We start from the raw sequence: 20362 nt of genomic DNA on the forward strand, positions 1-20362 counted from the left end.
TAGTTAAATGTGATTGTTTGAAAAAAGTTAGGAAATAAGATTTTTTGTAAAATTTTCATTCATATTTTAGCATTGTTATGGGTTAGGATATCGGTTTGTTAATACTTTCATAAAAATATGGATGAATTTTATTAAAAACAAGCATTTGATTCAAAAAAATGTATTAAATTGTAAATTATTACAAAAAATATAAAATTTAACAATTATTTAATATGTTTTTTGAATAATTTTTAATTTAAAAACCGTAAGTAATATAATTTATACAATTATTTAAAGTCGATTTATTGAGTTTTATTGCAAAAAAGATGATTTAGAGATAATTTTTTACAACAAAAAGTACAAAAACTAAAAACAACGGTGATTTTTTAAGGAAAAAATTTAAAAAGCATAAATATTATCCCATAATCGGGCTTAGATTTAATAATTCACAAAAATTATTAAACTTTTATATTTCATTTTAAAATTTACACTTTATTTTAAAGTATAATTCTATTTTTGAGCTAAACCATTAGAAAAATTAATCATGCCTAATATTCGTTTTCAGGCCTTGCAGGCTGTACTAACCAGAACAATCCCTGAAGTAAAATCACCGTTTTTAAAAATCTCTGATTTTTATGGTGCCAACGTTTTCGACATAAAGAAAATGAAGGAATACCTCTCTAAAGAAGCTTATCAAAGTATAGTTAATTCTATAGAAAAAGGCGAGCCTATTCCAAGAGATATGGCCGAACAAGTAGCCACCGCCATGAAATCATGGGCTTTAGGTAAAGGAGCCACACATTATACCCACTGGTTTCAGCCGCTTACGGGCACAACAGCCGAAAAGCATGATGCGTTTTTTGAGCCAACGGCCGATGGTGGTGCTATAGAAGTATTTTCTGGCGATGCCCTGGCACAACAGGAACCTGATGCTTCCAGTTTCCCTAGTGGCGGCATACGCAATACATTTGAAGCCCGTGGATATACTGCCTGGGATCCTTCATCCCCTGCTTTTATAATGGGCCGTACCTTATGTATACCAACTGTTTTTGTATCATATACAGGCGAAGCACTTGATTACAAAGTGCCTTTATTAAAAGCTGTAAGCGCTTTAGATAAAGCAGCAGTTGATGTTTGCCATTATTTTGATAAAGGAATTGAGAAAGTAAATGCATCATTAGGTATAGAGCAGGAATATTTTTTGGTTGACATAGCATTATTTAATGCACGGCCCGATTTGTATTTAACAGGTCGTACCCTTTTTGGGCACATGTCTGCAAAAAACCAGCAATTGGAAGATCATTACTTTGGTTCGATCCCCGAAAGAGTATACGCTTTTATGCAGGATATGGAAACCGAAGCATTATTATTAGGTATTCCTTTAAAAACACGCCATAATGAAGTTGCGCCATCACAATTTGAATGCGCACCTATATATGAAGAAATAAACCTGGCCATTGATCATAACCAACTATTAATGGATTTGATGGATAGGGTAGCAAAACGCCATAACTTTAAAGTATTGCTGCACGAAAAACCATACGCAGGTATTAATGGCTCTGGTAAGCACAATAATTGGTCGATGATTACAAATACCGGTAAAAATTTATTATCTCCCGGTAAAACGCCCAAGAATAATTTAATGTTTTTGGCATTTTTTGTAAATACTATAAAAGCTGTTTATGAACATGCCGATTTGTTACGCGCGTCTATCGCATCAGTAAACAATGATCACCGCTTAGGTGCAAACGAAGCGCCGCCGGCAATAATATCTATATTTTTAGGAAGCCAGTTAAGTGAATTGCTGGATGAGATTGAAACTTCAAGAATAAGTAAGAAAATTAAAGATGAGGCTTTATTATGGCAGGGCATTCCTAAAATACCGCAGATACTAAAAGATAATACAGATCGTAACCGCACCTCGCCATTTGCCTTTACCGGTAATAAATTTGAGCTGCGGGCAGTTGGGTCATCGGCAAATTCTGCAAGCCCAATGACGATCCTAAATCTAATAGTGGCAGATCAACTTAAAAAATTCAAATACGATGTTGATAAACTACTAAAAAAGGGCGAAAAGAAAGATGTGGCTTTATTAATAGTTATTAAGAAATATATTAAAGAGTCGAAAAATATTCGTTTTGAGGGTAATGGATATAGCGAAGAGTGGGAAAAAGAAGCAGAAGCAAGAGGTTTATCCAATTTTAAAACCACACCAAAAGCGCTTGACGCATTTATATCAGAAAAATCCGAGATTTTATATGCAGAAACTTCTGTGTTTACCAAACGCGAAGCACATGCGCGCCATGAAATATTATTAGAAAGTTTTTTCAAAAAATTACAGATAGAGGCCCGCGTAATAGGCGAGTTAGTAACTAATGTTATTATACCGGCTGCAATTGATTATCAAAGTAAATTGGTTGAAAACGCCAAAGGATTAAAAGATCTCGGTTTAAACGAATCTACTTATAAAGTTCAATTAGCTATTATTAATCAAATAGCCGAACACATTAATTTTATTAAATTAAACGTTGACCAAATGGTTGCCGAACGCAAACAAGCCAATGGCATTGAAGACCTGCGCGAAAAAGCTATTGTATATGATGAAAAAGTGAAATCATTCTTTCAGCCCATACGTTATCATGTTGATAAACTTGAGCAATTGGTTGATGATTCTTTATGGCCGTTGCCTAAATTTAGAGAATTACTATTTATCAAATAAAAAAGAAAGCCTCCAAAATCCCGGAGGCTTTTTTATTTATAAATGTGCAAACAGATCCGATTCGCGGTTTTGCTTTATCAATACCTCACGATACCTGGAAAGCAAGGTTGATTTCGAAATAAAACCAACAAACCGGTCATTTTGAATAACGGGTAAGTGCCAAACATCAACGCTGTCAAAAATTTCCATCACACTGCTAACAGATTGGTCATAATCAATAATTGACGGTGGCACCGCCATTATATCCGCTACAATAGCATTATCTATAATATGATCAAATAATTGCTGGCGAACCAGGTCTACCCATACTATTCCTTCTAAAGCATCATCATTGCCGAGCACAGCAAACCGGTTAGCATTACTTGTTGACAGTAACTTATAAAAATCAGTTAATAGCATTTCTTTTTTTACTGCGACGTAGTCTTTGGTAATAATACTATCCAGTGTAATCGCATTAAGCATATCATAATCCCGTCCGGGATGAATGTTTTTTTCGTGTACTAACTCATGCCAGTATATATTATGTGAGCTTGATAAGCGTGATATAATATATGATATAGACGATACGATCATCAACGGAATAAACAATACATAACCGCCCGTAATCTCTGCTATTAAAAATATAGCCGTTAACGGCGCATGCAAAACGCCGCTTAATGCACCAGCCATACCTACCGCTATAAAATTACTGGTGTTTAAATGCACCCAGCCTAACTGATTTACCGTAAATGCAACAAACAAGCCTAAAAACGCCCCGGTAAACATGGTTGGTGCAAATGTGCCGCCATTACCGCCTGCGCCTATGGTAATACCCGCAGCTATAATTTTTGTAAAAACAAGGGCTGCAATAAACACTATCATTACCAACGGATTTGATAGCCATGAACTAAAAAATGTTTCTTCTTTTAAAGCGTCAATATTGCCGTTTAAAACAGCTTGTAAATAATGATAGCCCTCGCCAAATAACGGTGGAAACAAGATGATCATCAAACCCAGTAATAACCCACCTGCCAATGCACGCACATAGCGATTTTGTTTTTTCAGTATGCCTTTTTCAAGCTTAACAGCTACTTTGGATATATAAACCGATATCCACCCGCTAAACAGTCCCAATAAAATATAGAACGGAAGCGCGGCCATTACCCAACCATCTGTTGCTAAATGAAACAACTGACCTGAGTATAATAACTTAGAAACTACCACACCGGTAGCCGATGCTATTAATAATGGTATTAAAGTTGGTATGGTTATTTCACCAATTAAAATCTCAAGAGAAAAAAGAACTCCTGCAATAGGGCTGTTAAATACCGCTGCAATACCAGCAGAAGCTCCTGCTGCTATCAAAACGGTTTTCTCGTACGAACTCAAATTGAAAAACTTGCCGGTATTAGAGCCAATTGCCGCCCCTGTACTAACAATTGGCGCCTCAAGACCAGATGAACCGCCAAAGCCTACCGTTAATGAGCTGGTGATAAGTTGCGAATATATATTGTTATATTTTATGTTCGACCGGTTCTTTTTAATGTTGATCAAAATATTTCCTATCCCTTTTTGTATCCTGTCGCGGTTTATTAAATGCTGATAAGCTACGGTAAGGAAAATACCTAACGCCGGTAAAAAAACATAGATGATATGATAGGGCAAATGCGACGATATGTTTCTGCTTATATCCTCCATCACGCTAACCAAAAACTTAAGCGCTATGGCTGCCAGGCCGGCAAAAAAACCAACAAAAACGCTGCAATAAATTAAAAAGTTTCGCTGGCTATTTTGCCGCATGCGCCAGTGGGCTATTTTATAAGAGATGGATTTTAACATAGATTGCCGTAAAATAAACCACAGTAATGATTTTACTGATTAAAAAAAACTATTAAGCAGTATATTTGGCCATGATTTCTTCGCAAAGATATGATAAAAGAGGGGTATCGGCCTCGAAAGATGATGTGCACAATGCAATAAAAAATATTGATAAGGGTATTTTCCCGAAGGCATTTTGCAAAATTGTGCCTGATATATTAACCAACGATCCGCTATACTGCAATATTATGCACGCAGACGGGGCCGGCACAAAATCATCATTAGCTTACACTTACTGGAAAGAAACCAGCGATATCTCTGTATGGCGCGGCATTGCCCAGGATGCTATAATTATGAACCTTGACGATCTGCTCTGCATAGGGGCTACAGATAATATTCTTTTATCATCTACCATCGGCAGAAATAAAAACCTGATACCGGGCGAAGTAATAGCTGCTATAATAAATGGCACAGAAGAAATATTAGCCGGGCTTAGAGATGCTGGTATTGGCATCTATTCAACCGGCGGTGAAACCGCCGATGTGGGCGATCTGGTACGTACCATAATTGTTGACTCGACCGTAACCTGCAGGATGAAACGCACCGATGTTATATCAAACGACCGCATAAAACCAGGTGATGTTATTGTAGGACTGGCATCATATGGACAGGCTAATTACGAAAAGGAGTATAACGGCGGAATGGGATCTAACGGCTTAACATCAGCCAGGCATGATGTATTTAATAAAACCATTGCTGATAAATATCCGGAAAGCTATGATGCAGCAATACCCTATGAGCTTATATTTTCGGGCAGTAAAAGCCTTACTGATTTAATTAGTATTGGTAATAACCAATCTGTTACAGCAGGCAAGCTGGTATTATCTGCCACCCGCACCTATGCGCCAATTATTAAACAAATATTAGATAACCACAGAAGCCAGATACATGGTATGGTACATTGCAGCGGAGGAGCGCAAACCAAGGTGCTTCATTTTATTGAGGATTTGCATATAATAAAAGATAACCTCTTCCCTATCCCGCCTTTATTTAAGCTGATACAGGAAGAATCAAAAACCAGCTGGCAGGAAATGTACAAAGTTTTTAATATGGGGCACCGCATGGAGCTATATGTACCAAAAGAAATAGCTGCAGAGCTAATAAGTATATCTCAAAGTTTTGGCGTTGAAGCACAAATTATTGGTCGTGTTGAAGCTGCCGAACAAAAACAGGTAACTGTAAAATCAGAATTTGGGGAGTTTGTTTATAATTAACCACCCAATACAAAAAAAGGCCGCTTCGAATTTTCCGAGGCGGCCTTTTTATTGGTGTGCTGACTTATTATTGTATTGAAATAAGCTTGGCTACAGTAATTGTAGATGTCACAGCCGGACTACCCGATGAACTTGCAACTGCTTTAACAGTGTATGTTTTACCTGTTACAAAAGGTGTAGTAGCTGTATACTTCAAGATAATTGAACCCTGATAAATAGTTGTATTAGGGTAACTTGAAGGCACAGTTGTATAGCTAATTGAACCCATTGAAGTAGCGCCGAACGAATCATTACTGGTCCATGATGCAAAGTGTAAAGTTTCCACTACGGCGTTGGTTGTCGCGTCAGTAATTGTAACATCAAACGCGCCAGGATTTTTGCCTGTTGTAGTTGCACCAAATAATACCTGTATAGTGTTAACAGTTGTACCGGTAGGTATCACGTATGGGCCTGATGTTTGCATACCTACACTTGATAATTGCAATCCGGGTAACAAGGCTCCTACTGCCACAACATCAACCGCCTTTTTACAAGATGATACCATGGTTATTGTCGTTAGTGCTATTATACAAGCACTTATATATTTTTTCATTTTCATCATTTTAAAATTTTCGATTAATTTATTCTATCAATTAATTAAAATTTATATTTCAACCCAATTAATAAGCTCCAGGTAGTGTTGCTTGTAGCATCCATAAATGGTGAGGTTACCAATTTACCATTCAATTGCCTCATGTTGTAATACGGAACGTTTGCTGTAGCCGGTGTATTTGCAAGATTATAACCAACCCAGGTAACAGGGCTTGAATAGGTAACTTGTTGTTGAACACCCCAATATCTATCAAGCAAGTTCAAGAAATTTTGTAGGGTTGCACTAAACTGAAGTGTATGCTTGGTTTTGCCCTGCATAATGTAAAAATCTTGCAAGAAGTTTGCATCAACCCTGTTATACCATGGTAAGAAAGCGGCGTTTCTTGCGGCAAACTCACCTCTATGTTTTTTAAGGTAAGGATTGTTGTTGATAAATTGGTCAAACGCAGCTGCTTGTTGTGCCGCTGTATAAGTATAAGTAACACCATTAACGGCTGTTGTATACTGTTGGAACGACATGTCGTTAACATTTTTAGGGATATACATCAGGTCGGTATTGTTATTACTGTCACCATTTAAGTCACCATTAACTGTGTAGCTGATAGGGCTACCAAATGAACCCTGATAGAATAAACCAAAAGTAGTAGCACCATGGTCAAGATAGTTGATGGTATAAGCTGCATTTGCAACAATCCTGTGTGGAGTGAAGAAGCTTGAGTTACCCAATTCAACTTCATTTGAAGTACCAACATTTGGGTTACCAGAATAAGTTGAAGCAGCCGTTGAACCTAAATTAGCGTTTACGTCTTTAGCTATAGTATAAGTATAAGCTAATGAACCGTAGAAGCCATTTGAATAACTTTTGCTGATTTGTGCTGTATATGCAGCAGAGTAACCCTGGCTTGTATTAGTTAACAAATAGATGTTACCTAAACTCGGATAGATCAACCTGTCTGTAGCGGCAGGTGCAGCAACGCCAACGCCTAAAAAGCGCTCTCTCGAAAGATCACCCTCTAAAGTTAAACCTGTTGTAGATCTTAAGTTAACATTAGTATAACGGGTTGCGTTAATATCTTTGGTCATTAATGCCTCTAAAGTCAAGTTATAACCATCGCCAAAAGACTTCTCAACAGCTAAGTTAGCTCTGAATATTTGAGGGAATTTATAATTAGGATCAACAACAACCGTCCCTGAAGAAACGCCCGTACCAGCAGTATTTGAGAAGTTAGCTGGAAACTGTGCAGCAATAGTAGAAGGGTCACGAACTAATTTAACGGTAGCCAATTGTGCAGGGTTGGTAATATTACCGCTAAACTGGTACATACCGCTATTAGTAGGCATATTGGTTAAGTATACATAAGGTACACGGCCTGTAAATAAGCCCGCGCCACCACGTACTATTAATGATCCGTCTTGTTGAGCATTCCACCTGAAACCCGCACGTGGCGATAAAAGAATGGTGCTTTTAGGGAATCTACCTGTGCTGTAGCTGGTAGTATTACCATTTTTATCTGGTAATTGTAGTGCTGCAACCTGGGGGTTTTCCTCAGGATCTTCCAAATAAATTGGCTTATCAGCACGGATACCGTAAGTTAATTTGAAGTTATCGGTAACACTCACTTCATCTTGTATATAAGCACTAACGGTACCTATTTTTAATGATGCTGAGTAAGGTGCTGCTACACCCGGAGTTAATGAGTAAGTATATGCAAAATAAGCAGGTGCTGCATTACTTAAGAAATCAGTTAAGCTGTTATAAGCATAATAACCTGCGGCGCCTTGCATAAACTGGTTACCAACATATTGATACTCATAGTTACCCCCAGCGGTAATAGTGTGTTTACCTGCATAATAAGTAAAGTTATCAGTAATGCTTGTTGTGTTGTTGATAACATCGTTATTTAACGTATAAGGGTCATTACCTGCACTAATATAGTTACCGCCCGAACCATTGAAGATATCGATAGTTGGGAAGCTGTCGCCACCAGGCAATGTACGTTTAGCGTCTGTTTTAGTAATAGCAAATAATATCTGGTTAGACATCTTGCTGGTGATAGAGCTATTTAACTCTGCGGTGTATGTTGTAACTATGTTTTTGAAACCGTAGTTAGAGTTTTGGAAAGCAATTGAGTTTAAGCTATAACGATTATTTGGCAAAGAACTGATAGTACCGGCACGGCCAGTTACTGAAAAACTTGCACTGTTTGGTATTGAACTAGCATTCAACTGGTTATCAGATGTTGCAGTTAAGTTGCTATATTTTAACGTCAATTTATTTTTGTCGTTAATATTCCAATCAATTTTTGCTAAAAAGTTTTTACTGGTTGGTGCAAATGCCGGGAAATTGTCATAACCGCCAGTTTGATAATTGTAGGTAGAAGCTAAATAATCAGACACTGCTTTTAGATCGGCAACAGGAGTTATAGCTATACCACCGGTTCCTGATCCGCCTTTTGGAGAGAATGGAATACCAGGAGAAGTACTTTTAGTGTTTTCGTAGTTAGCAAAGAAGAATAATTTATTCTTGATGATCGGTCCGCCTAAAGTGAAACCATAAGTTTTTGTTGAAGATTTAGCTAAGCTGCTTGATATGTCATTGTCGCCAATATGCACACCATTGTACAATTGGTTTTTATAATATTCATAAGCAGAGCCGCTAAAAGTATTGGTACCGCTTTTTGTTACAGCATAAATACCCGCGCCGGTAAAGCCAGATTGTCTAACATCAACCGGGGCAGCGTTAATTGATATCTGGTCGAAAGCCTCAATTGAGATTGGCTGTGCTATACCACCACCACCCGGAAGCGGGTCAGTTGATAAACCAAAGCTGTTATTGAGGCTGGCACCATCAATTTGAGTGTTGTTAAGTCTGCTATCACGACCGGCGAAGCTGTTACCATTAGCCAATGGGCTTAAACGAGTAAAGTCGGTAATACTACGGGTAATTGTAGGCAGGGTAGTTAACATTCTGCTGTTAACGTTGGTACTTGCACCAGCCCTGGCAACATTAATTTGTTTTTTACCTGTTACTACAATTTCCTTTAAAGCAGTTCCGGTTTCAGATAAGGTAGCATTTAAGATAAAAGGCTCACCTAATCTAAGGTTGATATCTGTAAAGGTTTGAGTTTCAAAACCGATATAAGATACAACAACGGTGTAAGGGCCGCCGATACGAACGGCAGATAATGTAAACCTTCCATCAACGTTAGCGGCTATGCTGTAAACAGAGCCGCTGGGCAAATGTGTTGCTTTAACGGTAGCGCCTGGTAAAGTTCCTCCCTTGGAGTCCTTTATAATACCAGAAAAACTACTTGTAGTTACTTGTGCAAAAGCGATACACGTGGTTAACAATGAAAAAAATAATAAGAGTAAATACTTCCTCATAAGTGTTTTTTTAAGGATGAATAACGAATCAGTTAATTGCAACAAATATATTTGTTAACACCCTAACTATTGTTAATATAGTATTAACATATTATAATAATTATTATATTTTTATCAACATATTGTCATACAATAATATAAACTACAAAAAATAAGGGCCAATAGTTGTAAAATTCACAATTAATTATATTTTTTAACTTGTAATTAACCCGATAATTTAGCAGACATTTGTAAACTAATATGATGCTATATTATAAATGTGACTTTCGAGTTTCGAGCCTTTTACTTAGCTTTGGCTTTTAAAAATTATTAAAAACATATTTTAAATTATATATGAACTACGATGTAATTGTTATAGGGTCAGGTCCGGGTGGTTATGTAGCTGCAATACGTGCCTCCCAGTTAGGTTTAAAAACTGCAATAGTCGAAAAAGAATCATTAGGTGGTATTTGTCTTAACTGGGGCTGTATCCCAACAAAAGCATTATTAAAAAGCGCCCAGGTATTCGAATATATTAATCATGCTGCCGAGTATGGCATAAAGGTGAACGGAGAGGGCGAAGTTGATTTTGAAAGCGTGATAAAAAGAAGCCGTGGTGTTGCTGATGGCATGAGCAAAGGCGTTCAGTTTTTAATGAAGAAGAACAAAATTGATGTACTAATGGGTACAGGTAAATTAAAAAGCAAAGGTGTTGTTGAAGTTAAAAACAATGATGGTGCTAAAGAAATTACTGCAAAACATATTATTTTAGCCACAGGCGGCCGCTCGCGCGAGTTGCCTAACCTTAAACAGGATTATAAAAAAGTAATTGGCTATCGCCAGGCAATGGTATTACCTAAAAAACCGGCAACAATGATAGTTGTTGGATCAGGCGCTATAGGTATTGAGTTTGCTTATTTCTATAATTCAATTGGCACCAAAGTAACCGTTGTTGAGTACCTGGATAACATCGTTCCGTTGGAGGATGAAGAAATTTCAAAACAACTGGCGCGCATACTAAAAAAACAGGGTATAGATATCATGACCGGCTCAAATGTCGAAGCGGTTGATACCACTGGCGAAAATTGTAAAGTAACCGTAAAAACCGCGGCAGGAACAGAAATACTGGAAGCCGAAATTGTATTATCAGCTGTTGGTATATCTACCAATATTGAAGGAATTGGCCTGGAAGAAAACGGTGTTAAAACTGATAAAGGCAAAGTATTGGTTGATGATTTTTATCGCACCAATATAGAAGGTGTTTATGCTATTGGCGATATTGTTAAAGGCCAGGCATTGGCGCACGTTGCGTCTGCCGAAGGCATTATATGCGTTGAAAAAATTGCAGGTTTAAAACCAGAACCTTTAGATTATAACAACATCCCGGGATGTACTTATTGTATGCCTGAGATTGCTTCTGTTGGTTATACAGAAAAAGCAGCTAAAGAAGCCGGTTACGAAATTAAGGTGGGTAAATTTCCATTCTCTGCATCGGGCAAAGCAAGCGCTGCCGGCGCTAAGGATGGCTTTGTGAAAGTAATATTTGATGCCAAATACGGCGAGTTTTTAGGAGCACACATGCTTGGCCATAACGTTACAGAAATGATTGCCGAAGTTGTTACTGCGCGTAAACTGGAGGCTACCGGGCATGAGATTATTAAATCTGTACATCCTCACCCTACCATGAGCGAAGCTTTAATGGAAGCTGCCGCTGATGCGTATGGAGAGTGTATACACTTATAGTTGATGGTTAATGGTTCATAGCTCATAGTTTGTATGGCTTTTAGGTTTGAAGATTTATTAGTTTGGCAGAGGGGGATGGAGCTTAATGATAAGATAAATGGTTTGGTGAAGACCTTCCCAAAGGATGAATTATATATTTTGACATCCCAAATCAAAAGAGCATCCGATTCTGTTGTATTAAACATTGCCGAAGGTTCGACAGGTCAAACTAAACCTGTATTTAAAACTTTTTTAGGTTATTCTCTTCGTTCTGCTATAGAAGTGGTTAATTGTCTAATAATTGCAAGAAGAAGAGATTATATTTCTGAAATAGTCTTTAAGCCTCTATATGATGAACATGAGGTTTTAGTTAAAATGATCACAACTCTTCGCAACTCTCTTGACTAACTATCAACTATGAACCATCAACCATGAACCTTCACACAATAGACACCGGATTTTTCAAGCTTGATGGCGGCGCGATGTTTGGCGTGGTTCCAAAAACCATCTGGAACAAAAGCAACCCGGCTGATGATAACAACTTGTGCACCTGGGCCATGCGGTGTTTATTGGTAGAGGATGGAGACAGATTAATATTGATTGATACAGGCATAGGTAATAAGCAGGACGAAAAATTCTTTAATCACTACTATTTACACGGCAATGCTACTATCGATAGTTCGTTAGCCGGGCTTGGCTTTCATAGAGATGATATTACTGATGTATTTTTAACACACCTGCATTTTGACCACGTAGGCGGTGCTATTATTCGCGATGGTGAAAAATTGATACCGGCGTTTAAAAACGCAACTTACTGGAGTAATAATAAACACTGGGACTGGGCAGTAAATCCAAATGAAAGAGAGAAGGCCTCGTTTTTAAAAGAAAATATATTACCTATACAAGAAAGCGGGCAGTTAAAATTTATCGATGCTCACGACAATGTAAAATTTACAGGTGAAATAAGCATTCGCTTGGTATACGGACATACGGAATCAATGATGCTTCCGTTAATAAATTATAAGAATAAGCAAATATTGTACATGGCTGATCTGTTACCGTCTGTAGGACATTTACCCCTACCCTACGTTATGGCTTATGATATGTTTCCATTACAAACTTTAACTGAGAAGAAGGTGTTTTTGACCGAGGCGTTGGATAAAGACTATATTTTGTTTTTAGAACATGACCCAATTAACGAATGCTGTACCTTACAACAAACGGAAAAAGGCATCCGTTTAAAAGAAACATTTAAACTCAATGAGTTATAGTAATACACCACAAAAACCATGCAACTATTATGATTTTGAATAATTTATAATCTTTTTTTAATCGTAAAATATAGGTAAAACTTTTCTTAAATTTGCACGTTAAATTTCTAAAAAAACAAGAATCGAGGTTTATAAATAAATGAGACAACTCAAAATAACCCAATCAATTACCAACCGTGAGTCGCAGTCACTTGATAAATATCTTCACGAAATTGGTAAAGTAGACCTAATAACAGCCGAAGAAGAAGTAATATTAGCACAAAAGATTAGAGAAGGCGACCAGGCAGCTTTAGAGCGTTTAACTAAAACTAACCTTCGCTTTGTTGTGTCGGTGGCTAAACAATACCAAAATCAAGGTTTAACACTTGGTGACCTTATTAACGAAGGTAATTTAGGCTTAATAAAAGCCGCCAAACGTTTTGACGAAACTAAAGGATTTAAGTTCATATCATACGCTGTATGGTGGATACGCCAATCTATATTACAAGCTATTGCAGAACAATCTCGTATAGTACGTTTACCTTTAAATCAGGTAGGTTCATTAAGTAAAATAAGTAAGGCATTTTCTAAGCTGGAACAGGAATATGAGCGTGAGCCTTCACCCGAAGAGCTGGCTGACATGTTGGAAACTACAGTTGACAAGATATCTGACACATTAAGTAACTCGGGCCGCCATGTATCTATGGATGCGCCGTTTGTACAAGGTGAAGAAAATACATTATTAGATGTATTGGAAAACTCTGAGCCAAATACAGATTCAATATTAATTAATGAATCTTTATCAGAAGAGATCAAACGTTCACTGTCAACATTAACCGAGCGCGAGCGCGAAATCATTGTATTATTCTTTGGTTTAGGCACTAATCATCCCCTATCGTTAGAGGAAATTGGCGAAAAATTCAACCTAACACGTGAACGTGTAAGGCAAATAAAAGATAAAGCTTTACAAAGGCTGCGTCATACTTCAAGAAGTAAAATTTTAAAATCGTATTTAGGTTAAATTGCCTGAATAGATTTGACAAATCTTAAAGATTAAAGCCTTCCGATAACCGGGAGGCTTTTTTGTTATATACGTCCCTCTCTTGACATTCTTTAGTAACAATAATAAGCCTTTTAAACGCAATCGACAATAATCCCTGGTTTTATCTGTTTGATTAATTGTTACAATTACTATTACTTTGAAACGCTTAAGTAACTTAACACTACAGTATTATCAATTGCTGTTGCTTTTTAATATAGCAGCTACTATACTTTGGACCGCCATTTTCATTTTCGATTCAATCCCTGTAAATGCCGTAAGCTTCTTTGTTCCTAAATCAATAGGTTATCTGTCGGCAGTGGCCCTGCATTATTACTCGTATGAAGATAGTTACTTTTATTTTCGCAATGCCGGTTATAGTATATGGCGAATAATTATTAGCGCTTTTGTAGTTGACGTTTTGGTATATCTACTGTTAATATCATTATCATTTATTGTGCGTACATGCTTACATTAAAGATCGATAGTGTGCAACTGGCTTTTGATAACCGGGAGATATTGCAAGACGTATCCCTTCATTGCACCCAGGGCGAAGTAATTGGCTTGCTTGGCCGTAACGGTAGCGGCAAATCATCGTTACTGAAAATTATTTTTGGTACGCTAAAACCATCTTATAAATATGTAAGTATCAATGATGAATTTATTCATAAGGGATATTATAAAAACAGGATTGCTTATTTACCGCAACATAATTACCTGCCCAGAGGCATAAGAATAAACAAATTAGCACCAATGCTGATAGATCATCAATGCTTTAACGAATTTTCAGATTTACCTATATATAAAAATCACCAACATAAAAAACCAGAACAGTTATCAGGCGGGGAGCTAAGACAGCTTGAAATGTTAATGATATTATACAGCAAAGCAGATTTTATTTTATTGGATGAACCATTTACACACGTGACACCTATACAAGCAGACTATTTTAAAGAAATTATAAAAATCGTTTCAAAAACAAAAGGAATAATTGTTACCGATCATCAGTATTACAATGTATTAGATATAAGCGACAAGATTGTACTTTTGAATGAAGGATGCACAAAACACATAAATCACGTTGATGAATTAGTTACTTACCATTATCTTAGTGGTATAAAATAAATACGATATGACTATTCCTATTTATCAGGCAGACGCGTTTACCGACCAGCTTTTTGGCGGTAACCCGGCCGCGATTTGTCCGTTAACCAAGTGGTTGCCAGACAAAGTAATGCAAAAAATAGCAGTTGAAAACAATCTGGCCGAAACCGCTTTTTTTGTAAAGACCGGCAATGGTTATTTACTACGCTGGTTTACACCCGAATATGAGATAGATCTTTGCGGGCATGCTACACTGGCATCGGCACATATTTTATTTACAGAACTGGGATATGCAGGCGACACTATTCACTTTGAAACCATAAAAGCAGGCGCATTAACTGTAAAAAGAGACGGTGATAAATATATTATGGATTTCCCGTCAAGACCGCCAATACCTATTGAAAAACCAAATGGCTTAATTGAGGCATTGGGCGGGGTACAACCGGCTGCTATTTTAAGGTCGAGAGATTTTTTTGTTGTTTATGATTCAGAAATTGAAATTAGCGATATAACGCCTGATTTCTTTGCCCTGTCAAAAATGGACACAGTAGGTGTAATTGTTACCGCGCCCGGCAGAGATGTTGATTTTGTATCCAGGTTTTTTGCACCCGGTGCAGGCATTCCTGAAGATCCGGTAACGGGCTCAGCCCATTGCAATTTAATACCTTATTGGGCAAAACGATTAGGCAAGAATAAGCTGCATGCCTACCAGATATCCGCCCGAAAAGGTGAATTATGGTGTGAGTTTAAAGAGGACCGCGTTTTAATGAGTGGTAAAGCGGTTACTTATTTAAAGGGAGAAATTTACCTCCCGGCCCTATAAAAGACATCATGTAAATCATTTAGCGTGTCGGCGAGTCAGCTAATTTTTTGTGACTTGTCCCAAAATAGGTTTAGTTATTAGTGTAACCCATGAACAAAAGTAAAGAATAAAATATCATAAATTGCTTATTGTAAGATATTTATCTTAGATCACCTAAAGTTTTTGTACTGTTTCAAAGTGTTTCACTCGTTTTTACAAAACGCTACATATCAGAATGTTAAGCTAAAATAGTGTTTCATGTGTTTCATTATTTTGTGAAACACTACAACCTTAAATTAAATACTTTTAAAAACTTCCCTTTAGGGGGGCCGGGACTAATACGCCACAGTCATTTGTTGCCTTATATGCATTGGGTTTTCAATTTCATCTAAAACAGCAATCGCAAAATCCTCCATAGATATAAAGCTTCTGCCCTGCTCATCGGTTAACAGCTGGTTACCACCTATCCTAAACTTTCCTGTACGTTCACCGGGTTCAATTTCAGCAGCGGGACTAACATAGGTCCATTCCAGTTCCTTTTCGTTTTGGTAAAGTTTCAAAGCATCTCGGTGCGCTAATGAAATAGGTTCATATTCAAGAGGAAAATTTGGTGTATCTACTAATTGCATACCAGGTGCAACTTCTAAACTGCCCGCCCCGCCTAATATTAATAATCTCTTGGTATGAGCCTGTTTTAAGCCCATCATAAGCGGTATTGCCAACTCAGCTACGGTTGATTCCGGCGCGCCATGGGTATTGCCGTAAGCGCAGACAACAGCGTCCTGATCAAAAGCGCCTGTTTCAACATCCTGTGCCTTAAACAGATCGCCTTTAGCTACTTTTAAATGTTCATGTATAACAGTGTAGGTTTCGGGATGACGTACAACTGCTGTAACATTATGCCCGCGGTTTAATGCTTCTGTTACTATCCTGCTGCCAATGCGGCCACCTGCTCCAAATATTGCGATCTTCATAATAGGTAAAGGTGAAAGGTTATATTTTGTTTGATTTTATTATATCTTTTTGGAAAATAAGCTCCTTTTACCTTTCGCCTTTTACCCTTCACCTTAAAAGTTAATTTTTATGGTAAAATCATTTTTTTATGATTAATTTGAAAACCTGAATTTTAATAGAAGATAAAGATTAAATGCAGCTTACACAGTTAGAAATCAAAGGGTTTAAAAGCTTTGGCGATAAGATCACCATTAATTTTAATGAGGGTGTTACCGCTATTGTGGGTCCTAATGGCTGCGGAAAATCAAATGTGGTAGATGCCATACGCTGGGTACTGGGCGAGCAAAGCACACGCATGCTTCGGTCAGAGAAGATGGATAACGTAATATTCAACGGCACAAAAACCCGTAAAGCCGCTAACCTGGCCGAGGTATCACTAACATTTGACAATACTAAAAACATTCTCCCTACAGATTATTCGCAGGTTACCTTAACCCGCAAGCTATATCGCAGCGGCGATAGCGAGTATCGATTAAATGATGTACAATGCCGGTTAAAGGATATTACTGATCTTTTTTTGGATACGGGTATTGGTTCAGATTCGTATGCTATTATTGAGTTAAGAATGATCGAAGAGATCATATCGAACAAAGAAGGATCACGCCGTAATTTATTTGAAGAAGCATCGGGCATATCAAAATATAAGCTGCGCAAAAAACAAACATTTAATAAGCTAAAAGATACCGAGGCTGACCTGGAACGTGTTGAGGACCTGTTATTCGAGATACAGAAAAACCTCAAAATGCTGGAGAACCAGGCAAAAAAAACCGAGCGTTACTATCGCATTAAAGAAGAATATAAATTGCTTAGCGTTAAGCTTGCTTCGTTCAAAATCGCGGCTTTTGGAAATTCTCTTAACAGAATAGAACAACAGGACCTTAAACATCGCGAAGAAAAATCAGGCATTGTTACCCAGTTGGATACTCTTGAAGCCGCTTTACAGCAGCAAAAGCTGGATAGCCTGACGAAGGAAAAGAATCTATCCATCCAGCAAAAGGCAACCAATGATTTTGTAGGTAAGATACGTGCTTACGAAAGCGAAAAAAAGATAAAAAACGAACAGCTTAAGTTCCAACAGGATAAAGAAACAAGACTAAGCGAAGAACTGGAACGAGACCGAAATCAGCTTAACCATGTGCTTTATAATATTAAGCGGTTATCTGAAGAAAAAGCACAGGAAGATGAAAACCTGCAAACCATAACAGAAAAGGTTGCCGACTTGAAACTGGCAGTTGATGAGTTACGTTTACAACAATCAAGCGCGCGGAATGAGTTAAACGAACTTACTACCGCTAATAATAACTTACAAAACCAAGCTTATAAAGCCGAAAAGGATATAGACATCCTGCAAATACAGGAACAGGCACTGGAGCAGGAAAGCCAACGCAATATGGAAGATGCTACTAATAAAAAGGTAGAACTCTCCCACTTTAATCAGGTTGTTGCCGAATTACAATATCGTACAGAAAACTTAGAAAAAGAATACCAGTTTGAGCTTAACCTGGAAACTGAACTTCAGGAACAAATAACGGCCATTGAGAGCGAAACAAATAACATAAAAGAAACCATCATTACAGAAAGCCGCAAGCTTGACGCCAAACAAAACGAATATAACCTAACAAAAAGTTTGGTTGATAATTTGGAAGGTTTCCCCGAGTCTATCCGGTTCTTGAAAAACAACAGTGAGTGGGCCAAGAACGTTCCGCTGTTTAGTGATGTACTATTTTGCCGCGAACAATACCGTGTTGCAATTGAAAACTATTTAGAACCCCTAATGAATCATTATGTGGTTGAAAGCTATGATGACGCGGTAAAAGCTATTAACCTGCTAAGCAACTCGGCACGCGGCAGGGCACAGTTTTTTATACTAAACAGTTATGCAGATACGGACAGTTCTATACCGTTCAAGGATGATGCGGGAGGCTCACGCATCCCCGCTTTAAATGTGATTGAGGTAGAAAAAAAATATCAGCCATTGGTTAACCACTTACTCAAAAATGTTTACCTGGTTAATGATGAGTCTGAGTTGAATAACTCGAACCTGACAGATGGGTTGGTTCTAATAGCCCAAAGCGGCAAGTTCAATAAATCCAAATACACCATGGCCGGTGGCTCTGTTGGTTTATTTGAGGGTAAAAGAATTGGCCGTGCAAAGAACCTGGAGAATTTGGCCAAAGAAATCAAAACGCTTGATGTAGATCTGTTTGAACTCAAAACCCGATCGAACGAGTTACAGGCAAAATCTGTAGCATTAAAAGCGGCTGGTAAATCTGCCGAATTAAGCCAAAAGCAGGCAGAACTTAATCGCTTAAATACCGAGCTGATAACGGTTAAAACTCGGCGAGAGCAATATGAAACATTTATTGAGAACAGTCTTAACCGCAAGGACGATATCGCCAAAAAAATAAGCGGAATAAAGGATGAAATGGCTATGCTACAGCCATTATTGGTTGAACTAAAAACTAATAAACAAATTCAAAACGATCTGCTTGTTGATAGGCAAGGCGCGTTTAATGAGTTGAATGAAATGGTATCGGTTCAATCAAATACCTATAACCAGGAAAACATCCGGTTTCATCAGCAGCAAAATAAAGTATCGGGATTAACTAAGGACCTTGATTACCGGTTTACCCAACAGGAAAATCTGGAAAGCCGCATCAAACAAAACAACGCGGAGCTTGATAAGGTAAAAATAGCTATACAGGAAAATTTACAACAGTCGGACTCATCAGATGATAGTTTGTTGGAAATGTATAGCCAAAAGGAAGAACTGGAAAAAGCAACCCACGAAGCCGAGCAGGAACATTATTCTTTACGGGGAGCAATTTCAGAATCAGAAGATGCTATAACCACCTTACGCCGTAAAAAAGACCAGGCAGAAGTAATTGAAAATGAGCTAAAAGACGAACGCAACAACCTGCGCATAGAACTCAATGCTTTAAAAGAACGCCTGTCTGTTGAGTTTAATGTTGACATTAATGACCTGCCCGAAAGCGAAACAGCTACAAATGAAAATGAGCAGGAACTGCGTGACAGAACAGATAAATTAAAAAATCAACTGGATGATTTTGGCGCCATAAACCCAATGGCTGTTGAAGCTTATGCCGAAATGAATGAGCGCTATGAGTTTATCCAAAATCAAAAAAAGGATCTGGGCGAAGCAAAGGCATCATTACTGGCAACCATACAGGAAATTGACGATACCGCTAAAGAAAAATTCATGTATGCTTTTACCATGGTGCGCGAAAACTTCATCAATGTTTTCCGTTCATTGTTTAATGAAGAGGATTCCTGCGATTTGATTCTTACCGATCCGCAGCATCCTCTCGAATCTGATATTGATATTATTGCCAAACCAAAGGGCAAGCGTCCGCTATCAATCAACCAACTTTCGGGTGGCGAAAAAACATTGACGGCAACTGCTATTCTATTTTCGCTTTATTTATTAAAGCCGGCACCATTCTGTATTTTTGATGAAGTTGATGCCCCTCTTGATGATACTAATATTGATAAGTTCAATAACATCATTCGTAAGTTCTCTACAGAATCACAGTTCATCATTGTATCCCACAATAAAAGAACCATTGCCAGCACCGATGTAATTTATGGTGTAACAATGGTTGAGCAGGGAATATCACGCGTTGTCCCGGTGGATATTAGAGAATTGGCAGACTGATGGATGTGCGTGCAAATGTGTGCACATCCGCA

The 20362-nt window shown here is 37.8% G+C and carries 14 protein-coding genes; 10 read left to right on the forward strand and 4 right to left on the reverse strand.

Translation table 11 applies throughout. The annotated features are described in order from the left end of the window. Positions 1-523: 523 nt before the first annotated feature. Entirely contained in the window at positions 524-2698 is a 2175-nt protein-coding gene (locus JWP71_RS10765; RefSeq protein WP_299499600.1) for a glutamine synthetase III, read from the forward strand. Between the two features lie 36 nt (positions 2699-2734). On the opposite strand, the gene JWP71_RS10770 is transcribed toward JWP71_RS10765, so the two are convergent. Further along, the gene (locus JWP71_RS10770; RefSeq protein ID WP_299499603.1) at positions 2735-4516 is read right to left on the reverse strand and encodes a chloride channel protein; all 1782 of its coding nucleotides are present in this window, start codon (positions 4514-4516) and stop codon (positions 2735-2737) included. 71 nt (positions 4517-4587) lie between these two features. Here JWP71_RS10770 and JWP71_RS10775 point away from each other — a divergent pair, with 71 nt between their 5' ends. Continuing rightward, entirely contained in the window at positions 4588-5769 is a 1182-nt protein-coding gene (locus JWP71_RS10775; protein WP_299499606.1) for an AIR synthase-related protein, read from the forward strand. A gap of 67 nt (positions 5770-5836) precedes the next feature. Here JWP71_RS10775 and JWP71_RS10780 read toward each other — a convergent pair whose 3' ends face one another. Together JWP71_RS10780 and JWP71_RS10785 are read right to left on the reverse strand one after the other, a co-directional pair. Further along, complete coding sequence (locus JWP71_RS10780) at positions 5837-6361, reverse strand: hypothetical protein (RefSeq protein ID WP_299499609.1); 525 nt, start codon at positions 6359-6361, stop codon at positions 5837-5839. Positions 6362-6405: 44 nt separating this feature from the next. After that, positions 6406-9744, reverse strand: coding sequence for a carboxypeptidase regulatory-like domain-containing protein (locus JWP71_RS10785; RefSeq protein ID WP_299499612.1), 3339 nt, complete (start codon positions 9742-9744; stop codon positions 6406-6408). Between the two features lie 333 nt (positions 9745-10077). Between JWP71_RS10785 and lpdA the strand changes: the two genes are divergently transcribed. From lpdA to JWP71_RS10820, 7 genes are all read left to right on the forward strand, one after another. Further along, entirely contained in the window at positions 10078-11466 is a 1389-nt protein-coding gene (gene lpdA, locus JWP71_RS10790; protein WP_299499615.1) for a dihydrolipoyl dehydrogenase, read from the forward strand. A gap of 33 nt (positions 11467-11499) precedes the next feature. Further along, positions 11500-11853: a four helix bundle protein gene (locus JWP71_RS10795; protein WP_299499618.1), complete on the forward strand. Its 354-nt coding sequence runs from the start codon at positions 11500-11502 to the stop codon at positions 11851-11853. Between the two features lie 23 nt (positions 11854-11876). Then, the gene (locus tag JWP71_RS10800) at positions 11877-12716 is read left to right on the forward strand and encodes an MBL fold metallo-hydrolase (protein WP_299499621.1); all 840 of its coding nucleotides are present in this window, start codon (positions 11877-11879) and stop codon (positions 12714-12716) included. A gap of 139 nt (positions 12717-12855) precedes the next feature. Then, entirely contained in the window at positions 12856-13716 is an 861-nt protein-coding gene (locus JWP71_RS10805; RefSeq protein WP_144250350.1) for an RNA polymerase sigma factor RpoD/SigA, read from the forward strand. 178 nt (positions 13717-13894) lie between these two features. Beyond that, a complete protein-coding gene (locus JWP71_RS10810; protein ID WP_299499635.1) occupies positions 13895-14212 on the forward strand; it encodes a hypothetical protein in 318 nt (105 codons plus the stop codon). Continuing rightward, positions 14200-14859: an ATP-binding cassette domain-containing protein gene (locus JWP71_RS10815; RefSeq protein ID WP_299499638.1), complete on the forward strand. Its 660-nt coding sequence runs from the start codon at positions 14200-14202 to the stop codon at positions 14857-14859. The genes JWP71_RS10810 and JWP71_RS10815 overlap by 13 nt, the downstream gene beginning before the upstream one ends. 7 nt (positions 14860-14866) lie before the next feature. Next, complete coding sequence (locus tag JWP71_RS10820; RefSeq protein WP_299499641.1) at positions 14867-15661, forward strand: PhzF family phenazine biosynthesis protein; 795 nt, start codon at positions 14867-14869, stop codon at positions 15659-15661. A 314-nt stretch (positions 15662-15975) separates the two neighbouring features. On the opposite strand, the gene JWP71_RS10825 is transcribed toward JWP71_RS10820, so the two are convergent. Next, positions 15976-16614, reverse strand: a complete 639-nt coding sequence (locus JWP71_RS10825; RefSeq protein WP_299499644.1) for an NAD(P)-dependent oxidoreductase — start codon at positions 16612-16614, stop codon at positions 15976-15978. A 173-nt stretch (positions 16615-16787) separates the two neighbouring features. Between JWP71_RS10825 and smc the strand changes: the two genes are divergently transcribed. After that, complete coding sequence (gene smc, locus JWP71_RS10830) at positions 16788-20330, forward strand: chromosome segregation protein SMC (RefSeq protein WP_299499646.1); 3543 nt, start codon at positions 16788-16790, stop codon at positions 20328-20330. Positions 20331-20362 lie beyond the last annotated feature (32 nt).

The sequence above is a fragment of the Mucilaginibacter sp. genome, assembly GCF_028287845.1.
Lineage (GTDB): Bacteria > Bacteroidota > Bacteroidia > Sphingobacteriales > Sphingobacteriaceae > Mucilaginibacter.

Excerpts from the sequence above, each read along its gene's own strand:
- JWP71_RS10795 (WP_299499618.1), top strand. The coding sequence starts at position 11,500 with ATGGCTTTTAGGTTTGAAGATTTATTAGTTTGGCAGAGGGGGATGGAG.
- JWP71_RS10800 (WP_299499621.1), top strand. The coding sequence starts at position 11,877 with ATGAACCTTCACACAATAGACACCGGATTTTTCAAGCTTGATGGCGGC.
- JWP71_RS10820 (WP_299499641.1), top strand. The coding sequence starts at position 14,867 with ATGACTATTCCTATTTATCAGGCAGACGCGTTTACCGACCAGCTTTTT.
- JWP71_RS10775 (WP_299499606.1), top strand. The coding sequence starts at position 4,588 with ATGATTTCTTCGCAAAGATATGATAAAAGAGGGGTATCGGCCTCGAAA.
- JWP71_RS10805 (WP_144250350.1), top strand. The coding sequence starts at position 12,856 with ATGAGACAACTCAAAATAACCCAATCAATTACCAACCGTGAGTCGCAG.
- JWP71_RS10780 (WP_299499609.1), bottom strand. The coding sequence starts at position 6,361 with ATGAAAAAATATATAAGTGCTTGTATAATAGCACTAACGACAATAACC.
- lpdA (WP_299499615.1), top strand. The coding sequence starts at position 10,078 with ATGAACTACGATGTAATTGTTATAGGGTCAGGTCCGGGTGGTTATGTA.
- JWP71_RS10765 (WP_299499600.1), top strand. The coding sequence starts at position 524 with ATGCCTAATATTCGTTTTCAGGCCTTGCAGGCTGTACTAACCAGAACA.
- JWP71_RS10785 (WP_299499612.1), bottom strand. The coding sequence starts at position 9,744 with ATGAGGAAGTATTTACTCTTATTATTTTTTTCATTGTTAACCACGTGT.
- JWP71_RS10825 (WP_299499644.1), bottom strand. The coding sequence starts at position 16,614 with ATGAAGATCGCAATATTTGGAGCAGGTGGCCGCATTGGCAGCAGGATA.
- smc (WP_299499646.1), top strand. The coding sequence starts at position 16,788 with ATGCAGCTTACACAGTTAGAAATCAAAGGGTTTAAAAGCTTTGGCGAT.
- JWP71_RS10815 (WP_299499638.1), top strand. The coding sequence starts at position 14,200 with ATGCTTACATTAAAGATCGATAGTGTGCAACTGGCTTTTGATAACCGG.
- JWP71_RS10770 (WP_299499603.1), bottom strand. The coding sequence starts at position 4,516 with ATGTTAAAATCCATCTCTTATAAAATAGCCCACTGGCGCATGCGGCAA.